The organism is Streptomyces sp. NPDC048566 (assembly GCF_043199735.1).
GTDB lineage: Bacteria > Actinomycetota > Actinomycetes > Streptomycetales > Streptomycetaceae > Streptomyces.
The window spans coordinates 186,460-203,225 of record NZ_JBICWL010000002.1 but is presented as its reverse complement, the minus strand read 5'-3'; the positions used below and the strand labels follow the sequence as shown (position 1 = coordinate 203,225).

13 protein-coding genes are annotated in these 16,766 nt (G+C 74.7%); 8 read left to right on the top strand and 5 right to left on the bottom strand.

Annotated features, from left to right (window positions below; all coding sequences use genetic code 11):
* Positions 1-364: 364 nt before the first annotated feature.
* Positions 365-1,114, top strand: a complete 750-nt coding sequence (locus ACGFS9_RS04710; RefSeq protein WP_393250860.1) for a L,D-transpeptidase family protein — start codon at positions 365-367, stop codon at positions 1,112-1,114.
* 410 nt (positions 1,115-1,524) lie between these two features.
* Here the strand turns inward: ACGFS9_RS04710 and ACGFS9_RS04705 are convergent, their stop codons facing one another.
* Positions 1,525-1,995, bottom strand: coding sequence for a MarR family winged helix-turn-helix transcriptional regulator (locus ACGFS9_RS04705; protein WP_393250858.1), 471 nt, complete (start codon positions 1,993-1,995; stop codon positions 1,525-1,527).
* Positions 1,996-2,374: 379 nt separating this feature from the next.
* Between ACGFS9_RS04705 and ACGFS9_RS04700 the strand changes: the two genes are divergently transcribed.
* Positions 2,375-4,174: an ABC transporter ATP-binding protein gene (locus ACGFS9_RS04700; protein ID WP_393250856.1), complete on the top strand. Its 1,800-nt coding sequence runs from the start codon at positions 2,375-2,377 to the stop codon at positions 4,172-4,174.
* 44 nt (positions 4,175-4,218) lie between these two features.
* Positions 4,219-5,076, top strand: a complete 858-nt coding sequence (mltG, locus tag ACGFS9_RS04695) for an endolytic transglycosylase MltG (protein ID WP_393250854.1) — start codon at positions 4,219-4,221, stop codon at positions 5,074-5,076.
* Positions 5,077-5,183: 107 nt separating this feature from the next.
* Here the strand turns inward: mltG and ACGFS9_RS04690 are convergent, their stop codons facing one another.
* Positions 5,184-6,272: an NAD(P)-binding domain-containing protein gene (locus tag ACGFS9_RS04690; RefSeq protein ID WP_393250852.1), complete on the bottom strand. Its 1,089-nt coding sequence runs from the start codon at positions 6,270-6,272 to the stop codon at positions 5,184-5,186.
* 204 nt (positions 6,273-6,476) lie between these two features.
* Between ACGFS9_RS04690 and ACGFS9_RS04685 the strand changes: the two genes are divergently transcribed.
* Positions 6,477-6,899: a YjbQ family protein gene (locus ACGFS9_RS04685; protein WP_393250850.1), complete on the top strand. Its 423-nt coding sequence runs from the start codon at positions 6,477-6,479 to the stop codon at positions 6,897-6,899.
* Between the two features lie 164 nt (positions 6,900-7,063).
* On the opposite strand, the gene ACGFS9_RS04680 is transcribed toward ACGFS9_RS04685, so the two are convergent.
* Together ACGFS9_RS04680 and ACGFS9_RS04675 are read right to left on the bottom strand one after the other, a co-directional pair.
* Complete coding sequence (locus tag ACGFS9_RS04680) at positions 7,064-8,926, bottom strand: SpoIIE family protein phosphatase (protein ID WP_393250848.1); 1,863 nt, start codon at positions 8,924-8,926, stop codon at positions 7,064-7,066.
* A gap of 53 nt (positions 8,927-8,979) precedes the next feature.
* The gene (locus ACGFS9_RS04675; RefSeq protein WP_393251265.1) at positions 8,980-9,624 is read right to left on the bottom strand and encodes a class I SAM-dependent methyltransferase; all 645 of its coding nucleotides are present in this window, start codon (positions 9,622-9,624) and stop codon (positions 8,980-8,982) included.
* 347 nt (positions 9,625-9,971) lie between these two features.
* Between ACGFS9_RS04675 and ACGFS9_RS04670 the strand changes: the two genes are divergently transcribed.
* Positions 9,972-11,036 (top strand): NAD(+)/NADH kinase, encoded by a 1,065-nt coding sequence (locus ACGFS9_RS04670; RefSeq protein ID WP_393250846.1) that lies wholly within the window; start codon positions 9,972-9,974, stop codon positions 11,034-11,036.
* 14 nt (positions 11,037-11,050) lie between these two features.
* Here ACGFS9_RS04670 and ACGFS9_RS04665 read toward each other — a convergent pair whose 3' ends face one another.
* Positions 11,051-11,527: an Lrp/AsnC family transcriptional regulator gene (locus ACGFS9_RS04665; protein WP_393250844.1), complete on the bottom strand. Its 477-nt coding sequence runs from the start codon at positions 11,525-11,527 to the stop codon at positions 11,051-11,053.
* Between the two features lie 241 nt (positions 11,528-11,768).
* Between ACGFS9_RS04665 and ACGFS9_RS04660 the strand changes: the two genes are divergently transcribed.
* The 3 genes from ACGFS9_RS04660 (at position 11,769) to ACGFS9_RS04650 (ending at position 16,343) form a co-directional block, all read left to right on the top strand.
* Entirely contained in the window at positions 11,769-13,256 is a 1,488-nt protein-coding gene (locus ACGFS9_RS04660; RefSeq protein WP_393250842.1) for an FUSC family protein, read from the top strand.
* 743 nt (positions 13,257-13,999) lie between these two features.
* Entirely contained in the window at positions 14,000-15,097 is a 1,098-nt protein-coding gene (locus tag ACGFS9_RS04655) for a nitric oxide synthase oxygenase (protein WP_393251264.1), read from the top strand.
* Between the two features lie 199 nt (positions 15,098-15,296).
* Positions 15,297-16,343: a lactonase family protein gene (locus tag ACGFS9_RS04650; protein ID WP_393250840.1), complete on the top strand. Its 1,047-nt coding sequence runs from the start codon at positions 15,297-15,299 to the stop codon at positions 16,341-16,343.
* The last annotated feature ends 423 nt before the right edge of the window (positions 16,344-16,766 follow it).

Here is a 16,766-nt window from a genome sequence, read left to right as displayed (position 1 = left end):
GAGCGATCCCGGTGCACCGAAGGGACGCGAGGTCCGCAGTCGTCCGCCGCGACGGCTGCGCGGGATCCGCGCGCCCGGTGCGTGTCCGCCGTCGCGCCCAGCCGGCAGGGGCCGTACGCCCGTCCCCGTCCGGTCGGTCCCGTGGCCGGTCCGGCCGGGTGACCGGTTCGAACGATGGACGCGCCGACCGGGGCGCGCCAGGACCCGGATCAGCCGAGCGGAGGGGCAGCCGACGGAGGGACGGGCCGGATCGCGGACGGGGCGCGGAGCGGACGGCCGTGGACGAGGACGGGCCGACCGACGCGACCCGGCCGGGCGCCGGGGGACGGCGATGCGGCGTCCCCGGAGTGCGAGGATGGACGGCATGCGAATGAACGGTGCGACGCGTACAGGACTCGCCGCGGTCGGTTGCGGAGTCCTCGCCGTCGGTCTCGCGGCCTGCGGCGGCTCGGCTGACGACGGGGCCAAGGACGTGAAGGGGAAGGGCGGATCGGCCGGTCAGGCCGCCCACACCAGTGCTTCTCCGGCGGACCCGACCCGGATCCCGGACGTGGGTGACCGGCTCCAGAAGAAGATCCCGTCCGACTCACGCCAGGTCCTCGCGGTCTACGGCGCGGGCAAGGACTCGGCGACGTCCACCGCCGTGCTGTACACGAAGTCCGGCGCGAACTGGAAGAAGACCGCCGGCTGGGCGGCGCACAACGGCAAGAAGGGGTGGACGACCGACCACCACGAGGACGACAAGCGCAGTCCGGTCGGGGTGTTCACGCTCAGCGACGCGGGCGGCGTGCTCGACGACCCGGGAGCCCGGCTGCCCTACACCCAGTCGGCGGGCTTCCAGGCGCCGCACTACTGGGCGAAGTCGCACTGGCACGACTTCGACTACGTGATCGCCATCGACTACAACCGTGTCAAGGGCAATCCGCCGGACGACGGCACCCGCCCGTGGGGTGCCGACAAGGGCGGCGGCATCTGGCTCCACCTCGACCACGGCAGCGGCACGTCCGCCTGTGTGAGCCTGCCCAAGTCCGGCATGGAGTACCTGCTGCGCACGCTCGATCCCGACCGGCATCCGGTCATCGTGATGGGCGACAGGCAGGACCTTAAGGCGTAGAGCCGATGCCGCCGGGTGCGGCAGGGGAACGGTCGCGCCCTCCGGCTCCGGCAGGACCGAGCGGTAGCCCCGCCCCCGTCGCGCCCCCCCGGGCGGCGCACACACCGCCCGCCGATGGGGCGGGCGCCGAGCGAACCGGAGGCCGCGCACGCGGCCGCCGCGTCGGCGGGCCCCGCAGCACGCGAGTGGCGGGCGAACGCCTCCAGCGGAGGCCCCGGTGCGGGGGAGGACCACCGACCGGCGGGCCGTCGCGTGCCTCGTCGCCCCTCGCGGCAAACGCCGTCGTACTGAGCGGCCGTCAGGTCCCGGTCGCGGCGGGTCGCTTCGCGGACCGCGCACGCGCTCCAGGCAGCCGGCGACCCGCCCCGACGCGCGAGGCGTCCCGGGGTCTGCCGGGGCGCCGAACAGGATCAGCAGGGGTGCCCGGCCTCCGGCGGCCGGTCCGCCGGCACCCCGTCGACCAGGGTGTCCAGCAGACCGCCGAGCACCTCGCGCTGCTCGTCCGTCAACGGGGCCAGGATCTCCTCCGCGGCGCCGCGGCGCGCGGCGCGCAGCTCCCGGAGCGCGCCGCGGCCCTCCTCGGTGACCTCGATGCGGATCACCCGCCGGTTGCCGGGATCGGGCACCCGGCGCACCTTCCCTCCCGCCTCCAGGCCGTCGACCAGCGTGGTCACCGCCCGGGGCACCACTTCGAGGCGCTCGGCGAGGTCGGTCATCCGGGGTGGTGAGCCGTAGTGCGCGAGGGTGCGCAGGAGGCGGGACTGAGCGGGAGTGATGCCCAGCTCGCGCTGCTCCAGGTGGCGCTTCTGGATGCGGTGCACGCGGCGCGTGAGGCGCAGCAACTGCTCGGCGAGCAGGCCGTCGGCATCGGGGGTGGTCATGCGGGAACAATATCAGCACGCCGTTCATTGTGAGTATAGGTAACAATGAGCTAGGCTCCGACAGTCGTCGGAGTTCCGTCGACGAAACCCGCGCGACCCCGCGCCCCGCAGGACGTGCGCCACCCGGACGGCACGTCCGAACCGAAGCCCCGCACGCCCGTACCGGCCCGCGGACCGACCATGTGGTCGGACGACCTGTAGGGCGTGCGCCCCGTAAGGCCGCCGGGTCGGGCCCGACCTGCCGGTCCGTGCGGCCTGCTCCGTCTGCCCCGCCCGCCTGGCCGGACCGGGCGACGGACGGGCGGCCGCGCGAGGCCGGCGGTGCCGTCCGCATGGAGCACAGTCCCGTGCGACCCCTTCGAACATTCCTAGGAGTCCATTGCCTCCCGAACACATCACGTGGAGCCCGTCACCCGCCGACGCCGAGCAGCCCCGGCAGGTGCGCCGCATCCTGCGCCTCTTCCGCCCCTACCGCGGCCGCCTCGCGATCGTCGGCCTGCTCGTCGGCGCCGCCTCCCTGGTGTCGGTCGCCACACCGTTCCTGCTCAGGGTCATCCTCGACACGGCCATCCCGCAGGGCCGCACGGGTCTGCTGAGCCTGCTCGCGCTCGGCATGATCCTCAGCGCCGTCCTCGGCGGCGTCTTCGGCGTGCTCCAGACCCTGATCTCCACGACCGTCGGCCAACGCGTCATGCACGACCTGCGCACCGCCGTGTACGGCCGGCTCCAGCGCATGTCACTGGCCTTCTTCACCCGCACCCGCACCGGCGAGGTCCAGTCCCGCATCGCCAACGACATCGGCGGCATGCAGGCCACGGTCACCTCCACCGCGACCTCCCTGGTGTCGAACCTCACCAGCGTGGTCGCCACGGTGGTCGCCATGGTCGCCCTGGACTGGCGGCTCACCGTGGTCTCGCTGCTCCTGCTCCCGGTGTTCGTCTGGATCAGCCGCCGCGTCGGCAACGAACGCAAGCGGATCACCACCCAGCGGCAGAAGCAGATGGCGGCCATGGCGGCCACCGTCACCGAGTCGCTCTCCGTCAGCGGCATCCTGCTCGGGCGCACCATGGGGCGTTCGGACTCGCTGACCCGCGCCTTCGCCGACGAGTCCGAGGGGCTGGTCGACCTCGAAGTGCGGTCGAACATGGCGGGCCGCTGGCGGATGTCCGTCATCGGCATCGTGATGGCCGCGATGCCCGCCTTCATCTACTGGGCCGCGGGCGTCGCCCTCCAGCTCGGCGGACCGGCCATCTCCATCGGCACGCTGGTGGCCTTCGTCTCGCTCCAGCAGGGCCTGTTCCGGCCGACGGTCAGCCTGCTGTCGACCGGCGTGCAGATCCAGACCTCGCTGGCGCTCTTCCAGCGCATCTTCGAGTACCTCGACCTGCCCGTCGACATCACCGAGCCCGACGAACCGGTCCACCTCGACCAGGTCAAGGGCGAGATCCGCTTCGAGGACGTGGAGTTCCGCTACGACGGCCAGGGTGCCCCGATCCTCGACGCCATCGACGTCGAGGTCCCGGCGGGCGGCAGCCTCGCGGTCGTCGGGCCGACCGGTTCCGGCAAGTCCACGCTCAGCCACCTGGTGCCGCGCCTGTACGACGTCACCGGCGGCCGGGTCACCCTGGACGGAGTCGACGTGCGCGACCTCGACTTCGACACGCTGGCGCGGGCGGTCGGCGTCGTCTCCCAGGAGACGTACCTCTTCCACGCCTCGGTCGCCGAGAACCTGCGGTTCGCCAAACCGGACGCCACCGACGAGGAGCTGTACGCGGCCGCGCGCGCGGCACAGATCCACGACCACATCGCCGCGCTGCCCGACGGCTACGACACGGTCGTCGGCGAACGGGGCCACCGCTTCTCCGGGGGCGAGAAGCAGCGCCTCGCCATCGCCCGCACCATCCTGCGCGACCCGCCCGTACTCGTCCTGGACGAGGCGACCAGCGCGCTGGACACCCGCACGGAGCACGCGGTGCAGGAGGCCATCGACGCGCTGTCGGCAGACCGCACCACGATCACCATCGCCCACCGGCTGTCCACCGTCCGCGGCGCCGACCAGATCGTCGTGCTCGACGGGGGCCGCGTGGTCGAGCGCGGGACGCACGGGGAGCTCCTCGACCTCGGCGGGCGCTACGCCGCCCTCGTCCACCGGGACGCCCAACTGGAACCGACAAGATGACGATATGCCAGGTTTGTGGCGCTTAGCGGGTTAACGTGCCCTTTATGCAGATGAACACTCCGCCACGGAGCACGATTCGACTGACGCGCCGGGGCCGGGTCGCCCTCATCGCGACCGGAGCCGTCGTGGCGGCCACCGCCGTGGCGGTGCCGCTGCTCGGCGCGGGAGGCGAGGAGGACGCGAAGCCCAAGTCGCTCGCCATCCCGGAGGGCTGGCGGTCCGGCCAGATCTATACCGCCGTCGACAAGGCCCTGCGGGTGCCCGCGGGCACCACCAAGAAGTCGCTCGGCAAGGCGAACCTGAAGCTCCCCGACGACGCCGAGGGCAACCCGGAGGGCTACCTCTTCCCGGCGACGTATCCGCTCGACGCGAAGACGACGCCGCAGACACTGCTCAGGGCCATGGTCGACACGGCGAACAAGAAGTTCAACGGCGCGCCGGTCGCTGCGGGCGCGCAGCGCAACGCGATGAACGTCTACCAGGCCGTCACGATCGCGAGCATCGTCCAGTCCGAGGCGGCGACCGCGGCCGACATGGGCAAGGTGGCCCGGGTCGTCTTCAACCGGCTGGAGCGCGGGATGCCCCTCCAGATGGACTCCACCATCAACTACGCGATGAACCGATCGACTCTGAAGACCACCCGGGACGACACCCGGATCGACAGCCCCTACAACTCCTACCGGCGCATGGGGCTGCCCCCCACGCCGATCGCCAATCCCGGCGAGGAGGCGATGCGCGTCGCGATCAACCCGCCGGCGGGCGACTGGCTGTACTTCGTCACGGTCAAGCCCGGCGACACCCGCTTCACGGCGAGCTACGAGGAACACCAGCGCAACGTCGCGGAGTTCAACAGGAACCAGAGCCGCGCGACCGCTTCCCCGAGCACGTCGCCCACGGGCTGAGCGCGGCTCCGGCGTCCCGCCGGGCCGTGCGCGCGGAGCCCGCGGGAGCCGGGCCGCGAAGCCCCCGGGCGCGGCGGCGCGGCCGACGGAGGGCGGACCGGCGGACGTCAGGCGGCGGTCGGCGACACCGCCCGCAGTCGGCCGATGTCCCGCACCGCGGCCCGGCCGGCCCGGTTGGCGCCGATGGTGCTCGCGGACGGTCCGTAGCCCACCAGATGAATGCGCGGATCGGCGACCACCCGGGTCCCCTCGACGCGGATGCCGCCCCCCGGCTCCCGCAGCCGCAGGGGCGCCAGATGGTCGATGGCGGGCCGGAAGCCGGTCGCCCAGAGGATGACGTCGGCGTCCTCCCGCGATCCGTCGGGCCATTCCACCCCTTCCGCAGTGATGGCCGTGAACATCGGGCGCCGGTCCAGCACCCCGTCGGCCAGCGCCTGCCGGATCGCGTCGTTCAGCGGGAGCCCGGTCACGGAGACGACGCTGCGGGGCGGCAGTCCCCGCCGCACCCGCTCGTCCACCAGTGCGACCGCGGCCCGGCCGACGTCCTCGGTGAACGGCCCCTCGCGGAACACCGGAGGACGCCGTGTCACCCAGGTGGTCGCCGAGGCGTAGGGGGCCAGCTCCATCAGGTGCTGGGTTCCGGAGGCACCGCCGCCCACGACCACCACGCGCTGTCCGGCGAACTCGTGCGGGCCCCGGTACTGCGCCGTGTGCAGCTGCCGTCCGCCGAAGGTGTCCTGGCCCGGCAGCCGCGGCCAGAACGGCCGGTCCCACGTGCCCGTGGCGCTGATCAGGGCCCGCGTGGACCACGTGCCGTGGTCCGTCTCCACCAGCAGCCGGCCGCCCGGCCCCTCACGGACCGCCCGCCCGTCGACCGGCCGCCGCACCCGCAGGTCGAATTCGCGTTCGTAGGCCGCGAAGTACTCCGAGACGACCTCGGAGGAGGGGCGGTCCGGGTCCGCGTTCCTCAGCTCCCTGCCGGGCAGGGCGTACATCCCGTGCACCTTGCCGTACGTCAGCGACGGCCACCGGAACTGCCAGGCGCCTCCGGCGCGCGGCGCGTGGTCCAGGACGACGAAGTCCCTGCCCGGCACGGAACCGGTGCGCCGCAGGTGGTAGGCACTGGACAGGCCGGCCTGCCCGGCGCCGATCACGACCACGTCGATCTCCGTTGCGCGTACCTCTGACTCGGTCACGTCCGTCCCAACCCGGCGCCCTTGCGGGATCTTCCCGCCGGACGGTCCGGTGTGACGAGGCCGACGGGCCGCAGGAGCCGCCGTCCCACCCGCGGGCCGCCGCCGCCCCTCCCGGGAGCGTCCGCCTCCGCCGAGCGGGCGCCGTGAGGACACGGTGCCCGGAACGGGAGGACCGCGGCGGAGCGGTGGGCGAGGATGGGTGGCATGTCCGATGCCTTCGCCACGCGCGTTCTGAACGTGTCCTCCGGATCGTCCGAGACGGTCGTCGACCTCACCCGCGACTGCGCGGCCTTCCTCTGCGACGTCGCGGAGGGCCGCGACGGTCTCCTCAACGTCTTCGTGCCGCACGCAACCGCCGGGGTCGCCGTCATCGAGACGGGTGCGGGAAGCGACGACGATCTGCTCGCCGCCCTGCACGCCCTGCTTCCCGCGGACGACCGCTGGCAGCACCGCCACGGCAGTCCGGGACACGGCCGCGACCACGTCCTCCCGGCCATCGTCCCGCCGCACGCGACCCTCCCGGTGGTGGACGGGAATCTGGAGCTGGGGACCTGGCAGTCGGTGTGCCTCGTGGACACGAACAAGGACAACCCGGACCGCCGGGTCCGGCTGACCTTCCTCGGCTGAGTGCCCGGCGGCGGACGGCCCCGGCCGGGTCCCGCGGCTCCGGCGTGCGGGCCGGCACAAGGCCGGCCGCTGGGCGCGGGCACGCTCCCGGCCGGCAGGGGCGACGGAGCGTCACCCCCGTACCGTGCCCGGATCGGCGCCGCATCCCGCCGGGGCGCCGGGCGCTACCTCGCCGGGATCTTCTGCTCGAACCAGACGACCTTGCCGCTGCCGAGCCTGGTGGCACCCCAGCGCAGGGCGAGCTGGTCGACCAGGAAGAGCCCGCGTCCGCACTCCTCGCCGGGGTCCGCCGCGCGCATCCGCGGCACCAGCGGCGAATCGTCGGTCACCTCGCAGCGCAGCACCTCGGTGCGCAGCAGCCTGAGCGAGATGGGCCGCGAGGCGAAGCGGACTGCGTTCGTCACCACCTCGCTGACCATCAGTTCCGTGGTGTCGAGCAGACCCTCCAGACCCCAGCGGTGCAGGGCCCGGCGGATCAGCCGGCGCGCCTGGCCGGCGGTCATCGGATGCGGGGCCAGGTACCAGTAGGCGACGCTGTCCGGCGGGAAGCCCTCGAAGCGGGCGGTGAGCAGGGCGATGTCGTCGTCCCGGTTCCCCGGTCCGAGGGTGCCGAGGACGTGGTCGCAGAGCGTCTCCAGCGAGGTGGGCCCGGGCGCGGTCGCCTGGAGGCGGATCCGCAGTTCCTCCACCCCGCTGCCCACGTCGATGGTCCGCGACTCCACGAGCCCGTCCGTGTACAGCACCAGCGTCGAACCGGTGGGCGCGGCCATCTCCGTCGACTCGAAGACGACACCGCCGACACCGATCGGGGCGCCGGGCGGGACGTCCAGCACGTCGGCGCGGCCGTCCTCGTGGAGCAGCACCGCGGGCGGATGGCCGGCGTTCGCCACGAGCAGGCGGTGCGATATCGGGTCGTAGATCGCGTAGAGGCAGGTCGCGATGTGGTCGCTGCCGAGCCGCTGGGCCTGTTCGTCGAGGTGGTGCAGGACCTCGTGCGGCGGCAGGTCCAGGCCGGCGAGGGTCTGCACGATGGTGCGGAGCTGGCCCATGATCGCCGCGGACGTCATGGAGTGCCCCATCACGTCGCCGACGACCAGGGCGACCCGGTTGCCGGGCAGCGGGATCGCGTCGTACCAGTCGCCGCCGACCTGTGCGGTCCTGGACGCGGGCAGGTAGCGGCTGGCCAGCCGTACACCGGTGGGCTCGGGGAGCGACGACGGGAGCATGGTGTGCTGGAGCGTGTCCGCCACGGCGGCCTCGTGGCCGTACATCACCGCCTTCTGCACCCCCAGCGCGGTGTGCGTGGCGAGCTGCGAGGCGACGATCAGGTCGTCGTCGGTGAACGCGGTGCGCTCCGGGCCGCGCAGCAGGACGACGGTGCCCATCACGTGGTGGCTGCCGTGCAGCGGGGCGACGACCAGCCGGTGGCCCGGCGGCAGCGCGGCCAGGCCGTCCGCGCCGGAGGTGAGCAGTTCGGCCACGGCGGACGCGTTCCCGGGCGCGTCGCCGAAGGCAGGCTGGCCGTCCAGCAGTAACTCCGTGAGCCGGCCGCCGCCGACGGGCTCCACCCGGGCGGCGATCGCGGGAAGCGCGGGCGGGCGGGTCCGGCCGGGCCGGGGTGGGACGGCGGCGGGCCGATCCGCCGTGGCGGTGCCGCCGTGCAGACGCAGCACGAGGGGCGCGGCCGGGCGGTCCGGGCCGAGCGGCAGGGGGTCGTCGAGATGGATGAAGATGGCGTCGGCGAACGCCGGGACGGCCGCCTGCCGCAGCTCCCGGAGCGTTTCGTCCAGATCCATCCCGCGGGCGATGCGCCGCGTCGCCACGTCGAGGTACCGCAGGCGGTCGGTCTGCGCCACGCCGTCCCGCGGCGGGCCGGCGTCCGCGGCGGCCACCGCGCCGGGCCGGTCCGGCGGCGCCGCGTCCGCAACGGTCACCGCCGCGGGTGGCGCGAGGCCGGGCGGCGGTGCGGCGCCGTCGGGGGAGAGCGGCAGGGCGGTGCCCTCGGCAGAAGGGGGATGATCGGTCACGCGTTCTGTCCCGTCCGATGGGTGGCGCGGTCCGCGGCTCGGACCGGCCCTCCTCAGTCGCTCCGCCGGCAGCAGAGGAACACCTGTTCCTCCGGCGGGACGTCCGCCACCGAGGGGGCGTAGGTGTACGACGTCTCCTCGACGATCTCGAAACCCGCCGCCTCGACGACCTTGTGCAGGTCCTCCCGCAGGTATCCGGACACCCGGATCGTGTTCCCCAGGAAGGGGATCGCGAAGTCGTCCACGTCGGCCTCGACCATGGACAGGACGAACAGGCCGCCGGGCAGCAGCAGATGACGCACCGTCCGCAGCGCGAGGGGGATCTCCGCGCGCGGCAGCATCAGGAGCGAGAAGAACGCCGCGACCCCGTGGAAGCGACCGAGGTCGAGGGGGCCGCCCGGCCGCAGGTCCGCGATGTCCGCCTGGTGGAAGGTGCCCCGGGGGACATGGCGTCCCGCGCGTTCGACCATGCCCGGCGACAGGTCGACGCCCACGACGTCGAGTCCGGCCTCCGACAGCTGGCGGGCGGTCGGGACCCCGGTGCCGCAGCCCAGGTCCAGCACGCGGGACCCGGCGGTGAGCGCCGCGGCCAGCCAGCCGCCGGCGGCCAGCTGGCCCTCCTTGTGCGGGAAGGCCTCGTCGTAGCGGTCGCCGATGGCGTCGAAGGCGTCCGCCTGACCGGTGCGATCGAGCCGCATGCTCTCGTAATCAGTCCCGTGATTACCGTTGATCACGAAAGTACCTTCCCGAAGGGTCGATCGAGTGATTCCACCATCCGGCCGGAAGCGGCCGTGACGGGATCTCCGAGCGGAATCCCTCGCTCAGGAGACGTCAATTCGAGACGATAGTCGTTCATCGTTCGGTCGGGTGCCAGAGTGGCCGAAGTTGACTGCGGGTCAAAGAAGTTGAGAGGCGGACCTTCGGTCGCGCACCCGCCCGCGTTCGCCTCCCGGTCGTCTTTTCCCTCCGGTGCCGGCACCTCTCCCCGTAGCGGAATTCGCTATTCGTGGAAAGATCGTGTCCAGTCCAGCACCCGGAGGTTGCCGTGGCCGTGCACCGCGTCGGACTGGTCGTCCACCAGGGAAGAGCGGCGGCGCGGGACGCGGCCCGCGCCGTCGGCTCCTGGTGCGCGGCGCGCGGCATCCGCTGCACCGAGATCGACGTCTGGGCCAAGGACCACCGGCGCCGCGGCGGCCGTGCGGAGGCCGAGGCGGCCGGGAACCCCGACCTCGTCGTCACCCTCGGCGGCGACGGCACCTTCCTGCGCGGCGCGCGGATCGCCGTCAAGAGCGGGGCCAGCGTGCTGGGCGTCGACCTCGGCAGGGTCGGATTCCTCACCGAGGTGCCCGCGGCCGAGGTCACCGCCGCGCTCGACGCCGTGCACGAGGGGCACGCGGTGGTCGAGGAGCGCATGACCCTGACCATGCGCGCCTCCCGGGCCCTGGAGGTCCCGCCGGGCATGGAGGCCCTGCTGCACTACGGCCGGGGTGCCGCGCTGCCGCCGCCCCGGGTCCGCCCCGAGACGACGGAGGGGGACGGCTGGGGCGTCGCCCTGGACGTGACGGCTCTCAACGACGTCGTGCTGGAGAAGCTCGCCCGGGACCGGCAGGTCAGCGTGGGGGTCTACCTCGCCGGCCGGCGCCTGGCCTCCTACTCCGCGGACGCCTTCGCCGTCGCCACGCCCACCGGCTCGACGGCGTACAGCTTCGCCGCCGGGGGTCCCGTGCTCTCCCCGCACATGGACGCGGTGGTCTTCACCCCGATCGCCCCGCACATGACCTTCAACCGCAGCGTGGTCGCCGCGCCGGACGAGCCCGTGGCCCTGCGGGTCCTGCCCCACTCCGGGCAGGCGGCCGTCAGCATCGACGGACAGTTGCGCGGCGTCGTCGATCCCGGCGACTGGATCGGGGTCTTCCGGTCCCCGCAGCGGGTCCGGCTGATCCGGTTGCGCCCGACGGACTTCTACGGCCGGCTGCGCGACCGGTTCCGGCTGACCGACGCGCCCGCCACCGCGGCGGACGGCGAGGCCGCCCCGTTCTTCCGCCCCGACAGCCCGGTCCCGCCGGACCTCGCCGGCCTGCGGCTGCCGCCCCCGTCGGCGGCCCGCTGACGAGGGCGTCCCGCTCAGCCCCGCGCCGTCCGCCCGATCGACTCCACCAGGGGCAGCAACCGGTGCGGAACGCGTTCGCGCAGCGCCACCTCGGTACGGGTGCGGACCACCCCCGGCAGGCTGATCAGCGCCTGGATGACGTCCTCCAGGTGGGCGTTGTCGCGGGCGGCCACCCGGGTCATCAGATCGCCGCCACCGGTGATCGAGAAGGCCTCGATGATCTCCGGCACGGCGGCGAGGGCGTCGCCCACGTCGTCCAGATGGCCCTGGGTGACCTCGATGTGCACGAAGGCGAGCACCGGATGGCCGAGCGCCGCGGGGGAGAGCGACGGGGCGGTCCCGGTGATCACCCCGTCCCGCTCCAGCCGGTCGAGGCGCGCCTGGAGCGTGCCGCGGGCCACGCCGAGGAGGCGTGCGTACTCCCGCACGCTGGTGCGCGGCTGCTCCAGCAGCAGGCGCAGGATGCGGGTGTCCAGCTCGTCCACGGGCATGGTCCGTTGGCCTCCTCGTGGTCGACGACAGCCCGGCGCAACTGTACCAATGGCACAGTCCGAGGCGAGCCGGTTGAGCCATCGGGCGTCCGATGTCTACGGTGTCCGTATCCATGGCGCCGCGCAGCGCCGGACGGCAAGGTCGCCGTACCGGACCCGCGGCGCCTTTCGTATGCGCGCGGGCGCAGGCCGAGTGATCGACGACGTGTGAAGTGGGGGCGGGCCGCCGACGGTGAAGACGATGTTCACGGCTCCGGATCCGGGACTGCTGCGGCTGCGGGTCTCGCTCCGCGCGGTTCTCGGGATCGGCCTCGCGGTGGCTCTGTGCGAACTGGCCGGGCTCTCGCTCGCCGCCTCCGTCACCGGCGGGCTGGCGGCGCTCCTCGCGCTGTTCACGGTGGGCGACGCACGGGTGGCCGGGCAGGCCCGCACCACCGCGCTGCTGCCGGTCGCCGGGCTTCCGGTGCTCACCCTCGCCACCGCGCTGCACGGGACGCCGACGCTGCGCGACGCGAGCTGGCTCGCCGTCGTCTTCGCCGGGGTCCACGCCCGCCGCTGGGGGCCCCGCGGGCACGCGCTCGGCATCTTCGCCTTCATGATGTTCTTCGCCACCCAGTTCCTGCACGCGGTGCCCGGCGGGCTGCCGCAGCTGTACGCCGCCGTCCTGCTGTCCCTCGGGGCCTCCTCGGCGGTCCGCTTCGGGCTCTGGTGCATCGAGCGGCGCACGCCCCCGCCCGCCGCACCGGCGCCGCCGGACGGCCGGGGCCTGGCGCGCCCCACCACGCGGCAGGCGTTCCAGGCCACGGCGGCCTGCGCCTTCGCACTCGTGGCCGGCCAGTTCCTCTCGCACGACCGCTGGTACTGGGCCGTCGGCACCGCGTGGTGGATCTTCGTGAACACGGCCTCGCGCGGCGAGACGCTCGTGCGCGGCTTCCGGCGGGTCCTCGGCACGGTCGCCGGGATCGCGGCGGGGCTCGTGGTGGCCGTGCCGCTGCACGGGGCGCCGGCGCCCACCGCCGCGCTCGTCGCCGTCTGCGTGTTCGGGATCTTCTACACGGCGGCGCTCTCGTACAGCTGGATGATGTTCTTCGTGACCGTCATGGCGGGGCTGCTCTACGGACTGCTCGGCGTCCTGCACCCGGGGCTCCTCGGACTCCGGTTCACCGAGACCGCCGTCGGCGCGCTGGGCGCGGCCCTGTCCGTCGCCGTCGTCCTGCCGGTCACCACCCATGCCGTGACCGACCGCTGGATCGAGCGGGCCCTGCACGCGGTGCACGGCTGCACCGCGGCGGCGGCCCGACGACTCGCGGGGGACACGCAGGCCGACCCGGCGCCGGTCGCGGGGGAGCTCGAAGCACTCCTGGGGCGCGTACGACTGTCGCTCGCGCCCCTCGTTCATCCGCTCAACCCGATGCGGGAGCGCAAGGCGCGGGCCCGTGCCGTGCTCGCCCTGCTCGACGACTGCGCCCGCGAGGCACACGGACTCGCCGCCGTGGCCGCCGACCCCGACGCGTCCCACGACGCCCGGCTGACCGCCGCCTGCCGGCGGGTCGAGACCGCGATGACGTCCCTGGTCGGAGCGCTTCCGGACGGCGTCCCCGACGCCCACCACGGCGCCCCCGGACACCACCCCGGAGCCGAGCAGGCACTCGCCCACCTGCACGGCCTGGAGCAGGCCCTGGTCGGCCTGGCGGCGCCGCTGCGCGGCTCCCGGCTCGTCGGCGCCTGACGCCCCGGAACGCTCCCCCCGCGCGCGCTCCGTCCCGTTCCGGTGGACACCGGTGCCCGGTATGCGGCAGATTTGCCGGCCACGTACAGGGTGGATCAACACACCGGCCGGGTAACTCCGCGGCTATCGGACGCACGGACACCGCGGACCGTGCGCGTGCGGCCCGCGGGCGGACTCTTGGGGGCGGCAGCATGCGCGACTTCCCGCGCGGGACGAGCGACGCAGAGCGCGGCACGGACGACCGGGGCGGCCCGGGACCCGACTCGCCGGCCCGGGGCGGCGCGCCCACCCCGCCGGGCCCGGCGCGCGGCGGCGAGAGCCCCGGAGGATGGCTGGAAAGGCTCCGCTCCGGTGACGACCCCGGCGGGCCCGCCGCCGTCCCCCGTGCCCAGGGCGCCTCCCTGTCCGTCGTCCCGCTCGACGCCCGGCGGCCCGCCGCGGCCGCCGGCTCACGCGCCCTGCACGCCCAGCTCGACGCCGTGGCCCGGCTGCTCACCGGTCCGGCCGCCGCGCCGCCTCCGCCCGCTCCGCCGCTCCGGACACCCCCGGCGCTCCCGGTCCCCGGGGGCCCTCCCGCGGAGGCCCGGAGCTGCCCCGTGACCGGGAGCGGCCGGACCGCTGCGGGCGGGCGCCCCGGCGCGCGGGTCCCCGACGCGGCACCGGCCGCCGGGCCCGCGCCCCGTCCCGCATCCGGCCCCCCGCCCGCTCCGGCCCCGACCCAGGGGTGGCCGGACACCCGCGACCTGCTCCGCGCGGCCGGCGCGTTCGTCGTGCTGCACCACACCGAGGCACGCCTCGGCGATCCCGCCGCGCGACTCGCCGCCGTGCGCGCGCAGATCGAGGAGACGGGCACCTACCGGCACACCACGGCCGAGCTGGTGTTCGGCGCGCGTGTGGCCTGGCGCAACGCCAACCGCTGCATCGGCAGGCTGTACTGGAACTCGCTGACGGTGCGCGACCGCAGGGACGTGCGCGACGCCCGCGGCGTCGCCGAGGAGTCCGCGCAGCACCTGCGGGAAGCCACCCGCGGCGGCCGCATCCGGGCCCTGCTCACGGTGTTCGCGCCCGACGCCCCGGACCGGCCCGCTCCGCGGATCTGGAACGAGCAACTCGTCCGCTACGCCGGCTACACCCGTCCCGACGGCGGTGTGACCGGCGATCCGCGCAACACCGGCCTCACCGACGCGGCACTGCGGTGCGGCTGGCCCGGCGGCCCCGGCACCCCCTTCGACGTCCTGCCGCTGCTCGTCCAGGAGGCGGGCGCCCCGCCGCGCTGGTTCGCCCTCCCCGGCGACGCGGTCCTCGAAGTCGAGCTGACGCACCCCGAACACGCCTGGTGGACCTCGCTCGGACTCCGCTGGCACGCGGTGCCCGCCCTGTCCAACATGTGCCTGGAGATCGGCGGCATCTGCTACCCGACCGCGCCCTTCAACGGCTGGTACATGGGCACCGAGATCGGTGCCCGCAACCTCGCCGACACCGACCGGTACGACCTGCTGCCGGCCGTCGCCGAAGGGCTCGGCCTCGACACCGGCACCGACCGCACGCTGTGGAAGGACCGCGCCCTGGTCGAGCTGAACCGTTCCGTCCTGCACTCCTTCGACCGCGCCGGCGTCACCGTCACCGACCACCACACCGAGTCCCGCCGCTTCGTCACCCACCTGGACCGCGAGGAGCGCAAGGGCCGCCGGGTGGGTGCGGACTGGTCGTGGATCGTGCCGCCGATCTCCGCCAGTGCCACACCCGTCTTCCACCGCACCTACGAGACGATCGACAGCGACCCGGCGTACGTCCACCACCCGGACGCACTCGAACGGGCCCGGGGGCTCGGCGACTTCTGAGGTGTGGGCCGGCCCCGGGGCCCTTCCGGCCGGGCGCCCTGCCGCGCCAAGGGGCCCCGCCCGGGATCGTGCCGCTCGCCGACGCCGGCCGTCTCCCGCGGGCCGGCGGCGGGCAGTCCCGCGACGCGCCCTGGTCTAGACCGCACGGTGCCGGCTGCTACCGTCGCCCCGAGCGGACGGGACCGGAGAGGGGACAGCTGTGGCGGACGGCGGCAGGCGGCAACAGAGGGCCTACATCGGCTCGTTCACGGCCGCGGGGGGCCGCGGCGTCCTCACCGCGGCCGTGGACCGGGACACGGGCGCCCTGACCGTCCTGGGCGCGGTCGACGGCGTGCCCGACCCCTCGTACCTCGCGGTGTCGCCCGACAGGGACCTGCTGTACGCCGTCAGCGAGACGGCGCAGGGCGCCGTGGCCGCGTACCGCCTGAACGCCGCCGAGCCGGAACTCGTCGGCCCGCCCACCCGGATCGGCGGCAGCGGCCCCACGCATCTCACCGTCTTCGGCGGGCACGTGCTGACCGCCAACTACGACTCCGGCAGCGTCTCCGTCCTGCCCGTGACGCCCGGCGGCGGACTCGCCGGAGCCGCCTCGTGCGTGCTCCGGCACCAGGGCTCGGGACCCTTCACGCCGCGTCAGCAGACTCCGCACGCCCATCAGGTGCAGCCCGACCCCACCGGGCGCTGGGCGGTCAGCGTCGACCTCGGCACCGACTCCGTCCGTGTGTGCGCCCTCGACGGCGGCACCCTGACCGTGCACCGGGAGACGGCGCTGCGGCCCGGCTCCGGACCCCGCCACCTCGCCTTCCACCCCGGCGGCGGGCACGCCTACGTCCTCAACGAACTCGCCCCGACGGTCACCGTCTGCCGCTGGGACGCGGCCGAGGGCTCGCTGCGGCCGGTCGCCGAGACGGCGGTCCTGCCCGGCGCCCCGGACGGCGACGCGTTCCCCTCGGGGATCGCCGTCTCGCCCGACGGGCGCTTCGTCTGGGCGGCCACCCGCGGCCAGGACGTCGTGTCCGTCCTCACGGCCGACGCGTCGGGCAAGAGCCTCCGCCTGGTGGCCACGGTGCCGTGCGGCGGCGTCTGGCCCCGCGCGCTGACCCTCGACCCCTCGGGCCGCTTCCTCTACGCCGCCAACGAGCGCTCCGGCGACGTGACCTGGTTCGTCGTCGACCCGGACACCGGCGTGCCGCGCCGCGGCGGCTCCGTCCCGGCGCCGGCGGCCTCCTGCGTGGTCTTCGGCTGAACCGGCGTCCGCGGAGGCGGGACGGGAGCGTGCCGCGAACGCCCCGGCTGCCGCGCGACCCCCGGCACGCACGGTCGCCGCACCGGACGAAAGCTCGGGCTCAGCCCGTACGAGGGCTTCCGCCGGCCCGCCCGGGGCACCCGTCCGAGGCCGCGCGGCCCGCGCCTCCGCGCGGACGACGGGACGTCCGCGACACGCCCTGGGCGGACGGCGCCGGCGGGGAGCGCCGCGGCGCGGCGCGCGGCGGCCGTACGGGTCGCCGAGCGGCCGGCTGCCCGGCGGGGCGTCACGGGCCGGGTCCGCGTGCTGTAACCGGCGGTGTGCGGACCGCGGAACGGCGAGAGGGCCCGCTCCCTCTCGGGGGCGGGCCCTCTCGCCGTACGCGTCGAGCACGGCGTGCAGGTCCTGCGGGCCGTGCGGTGA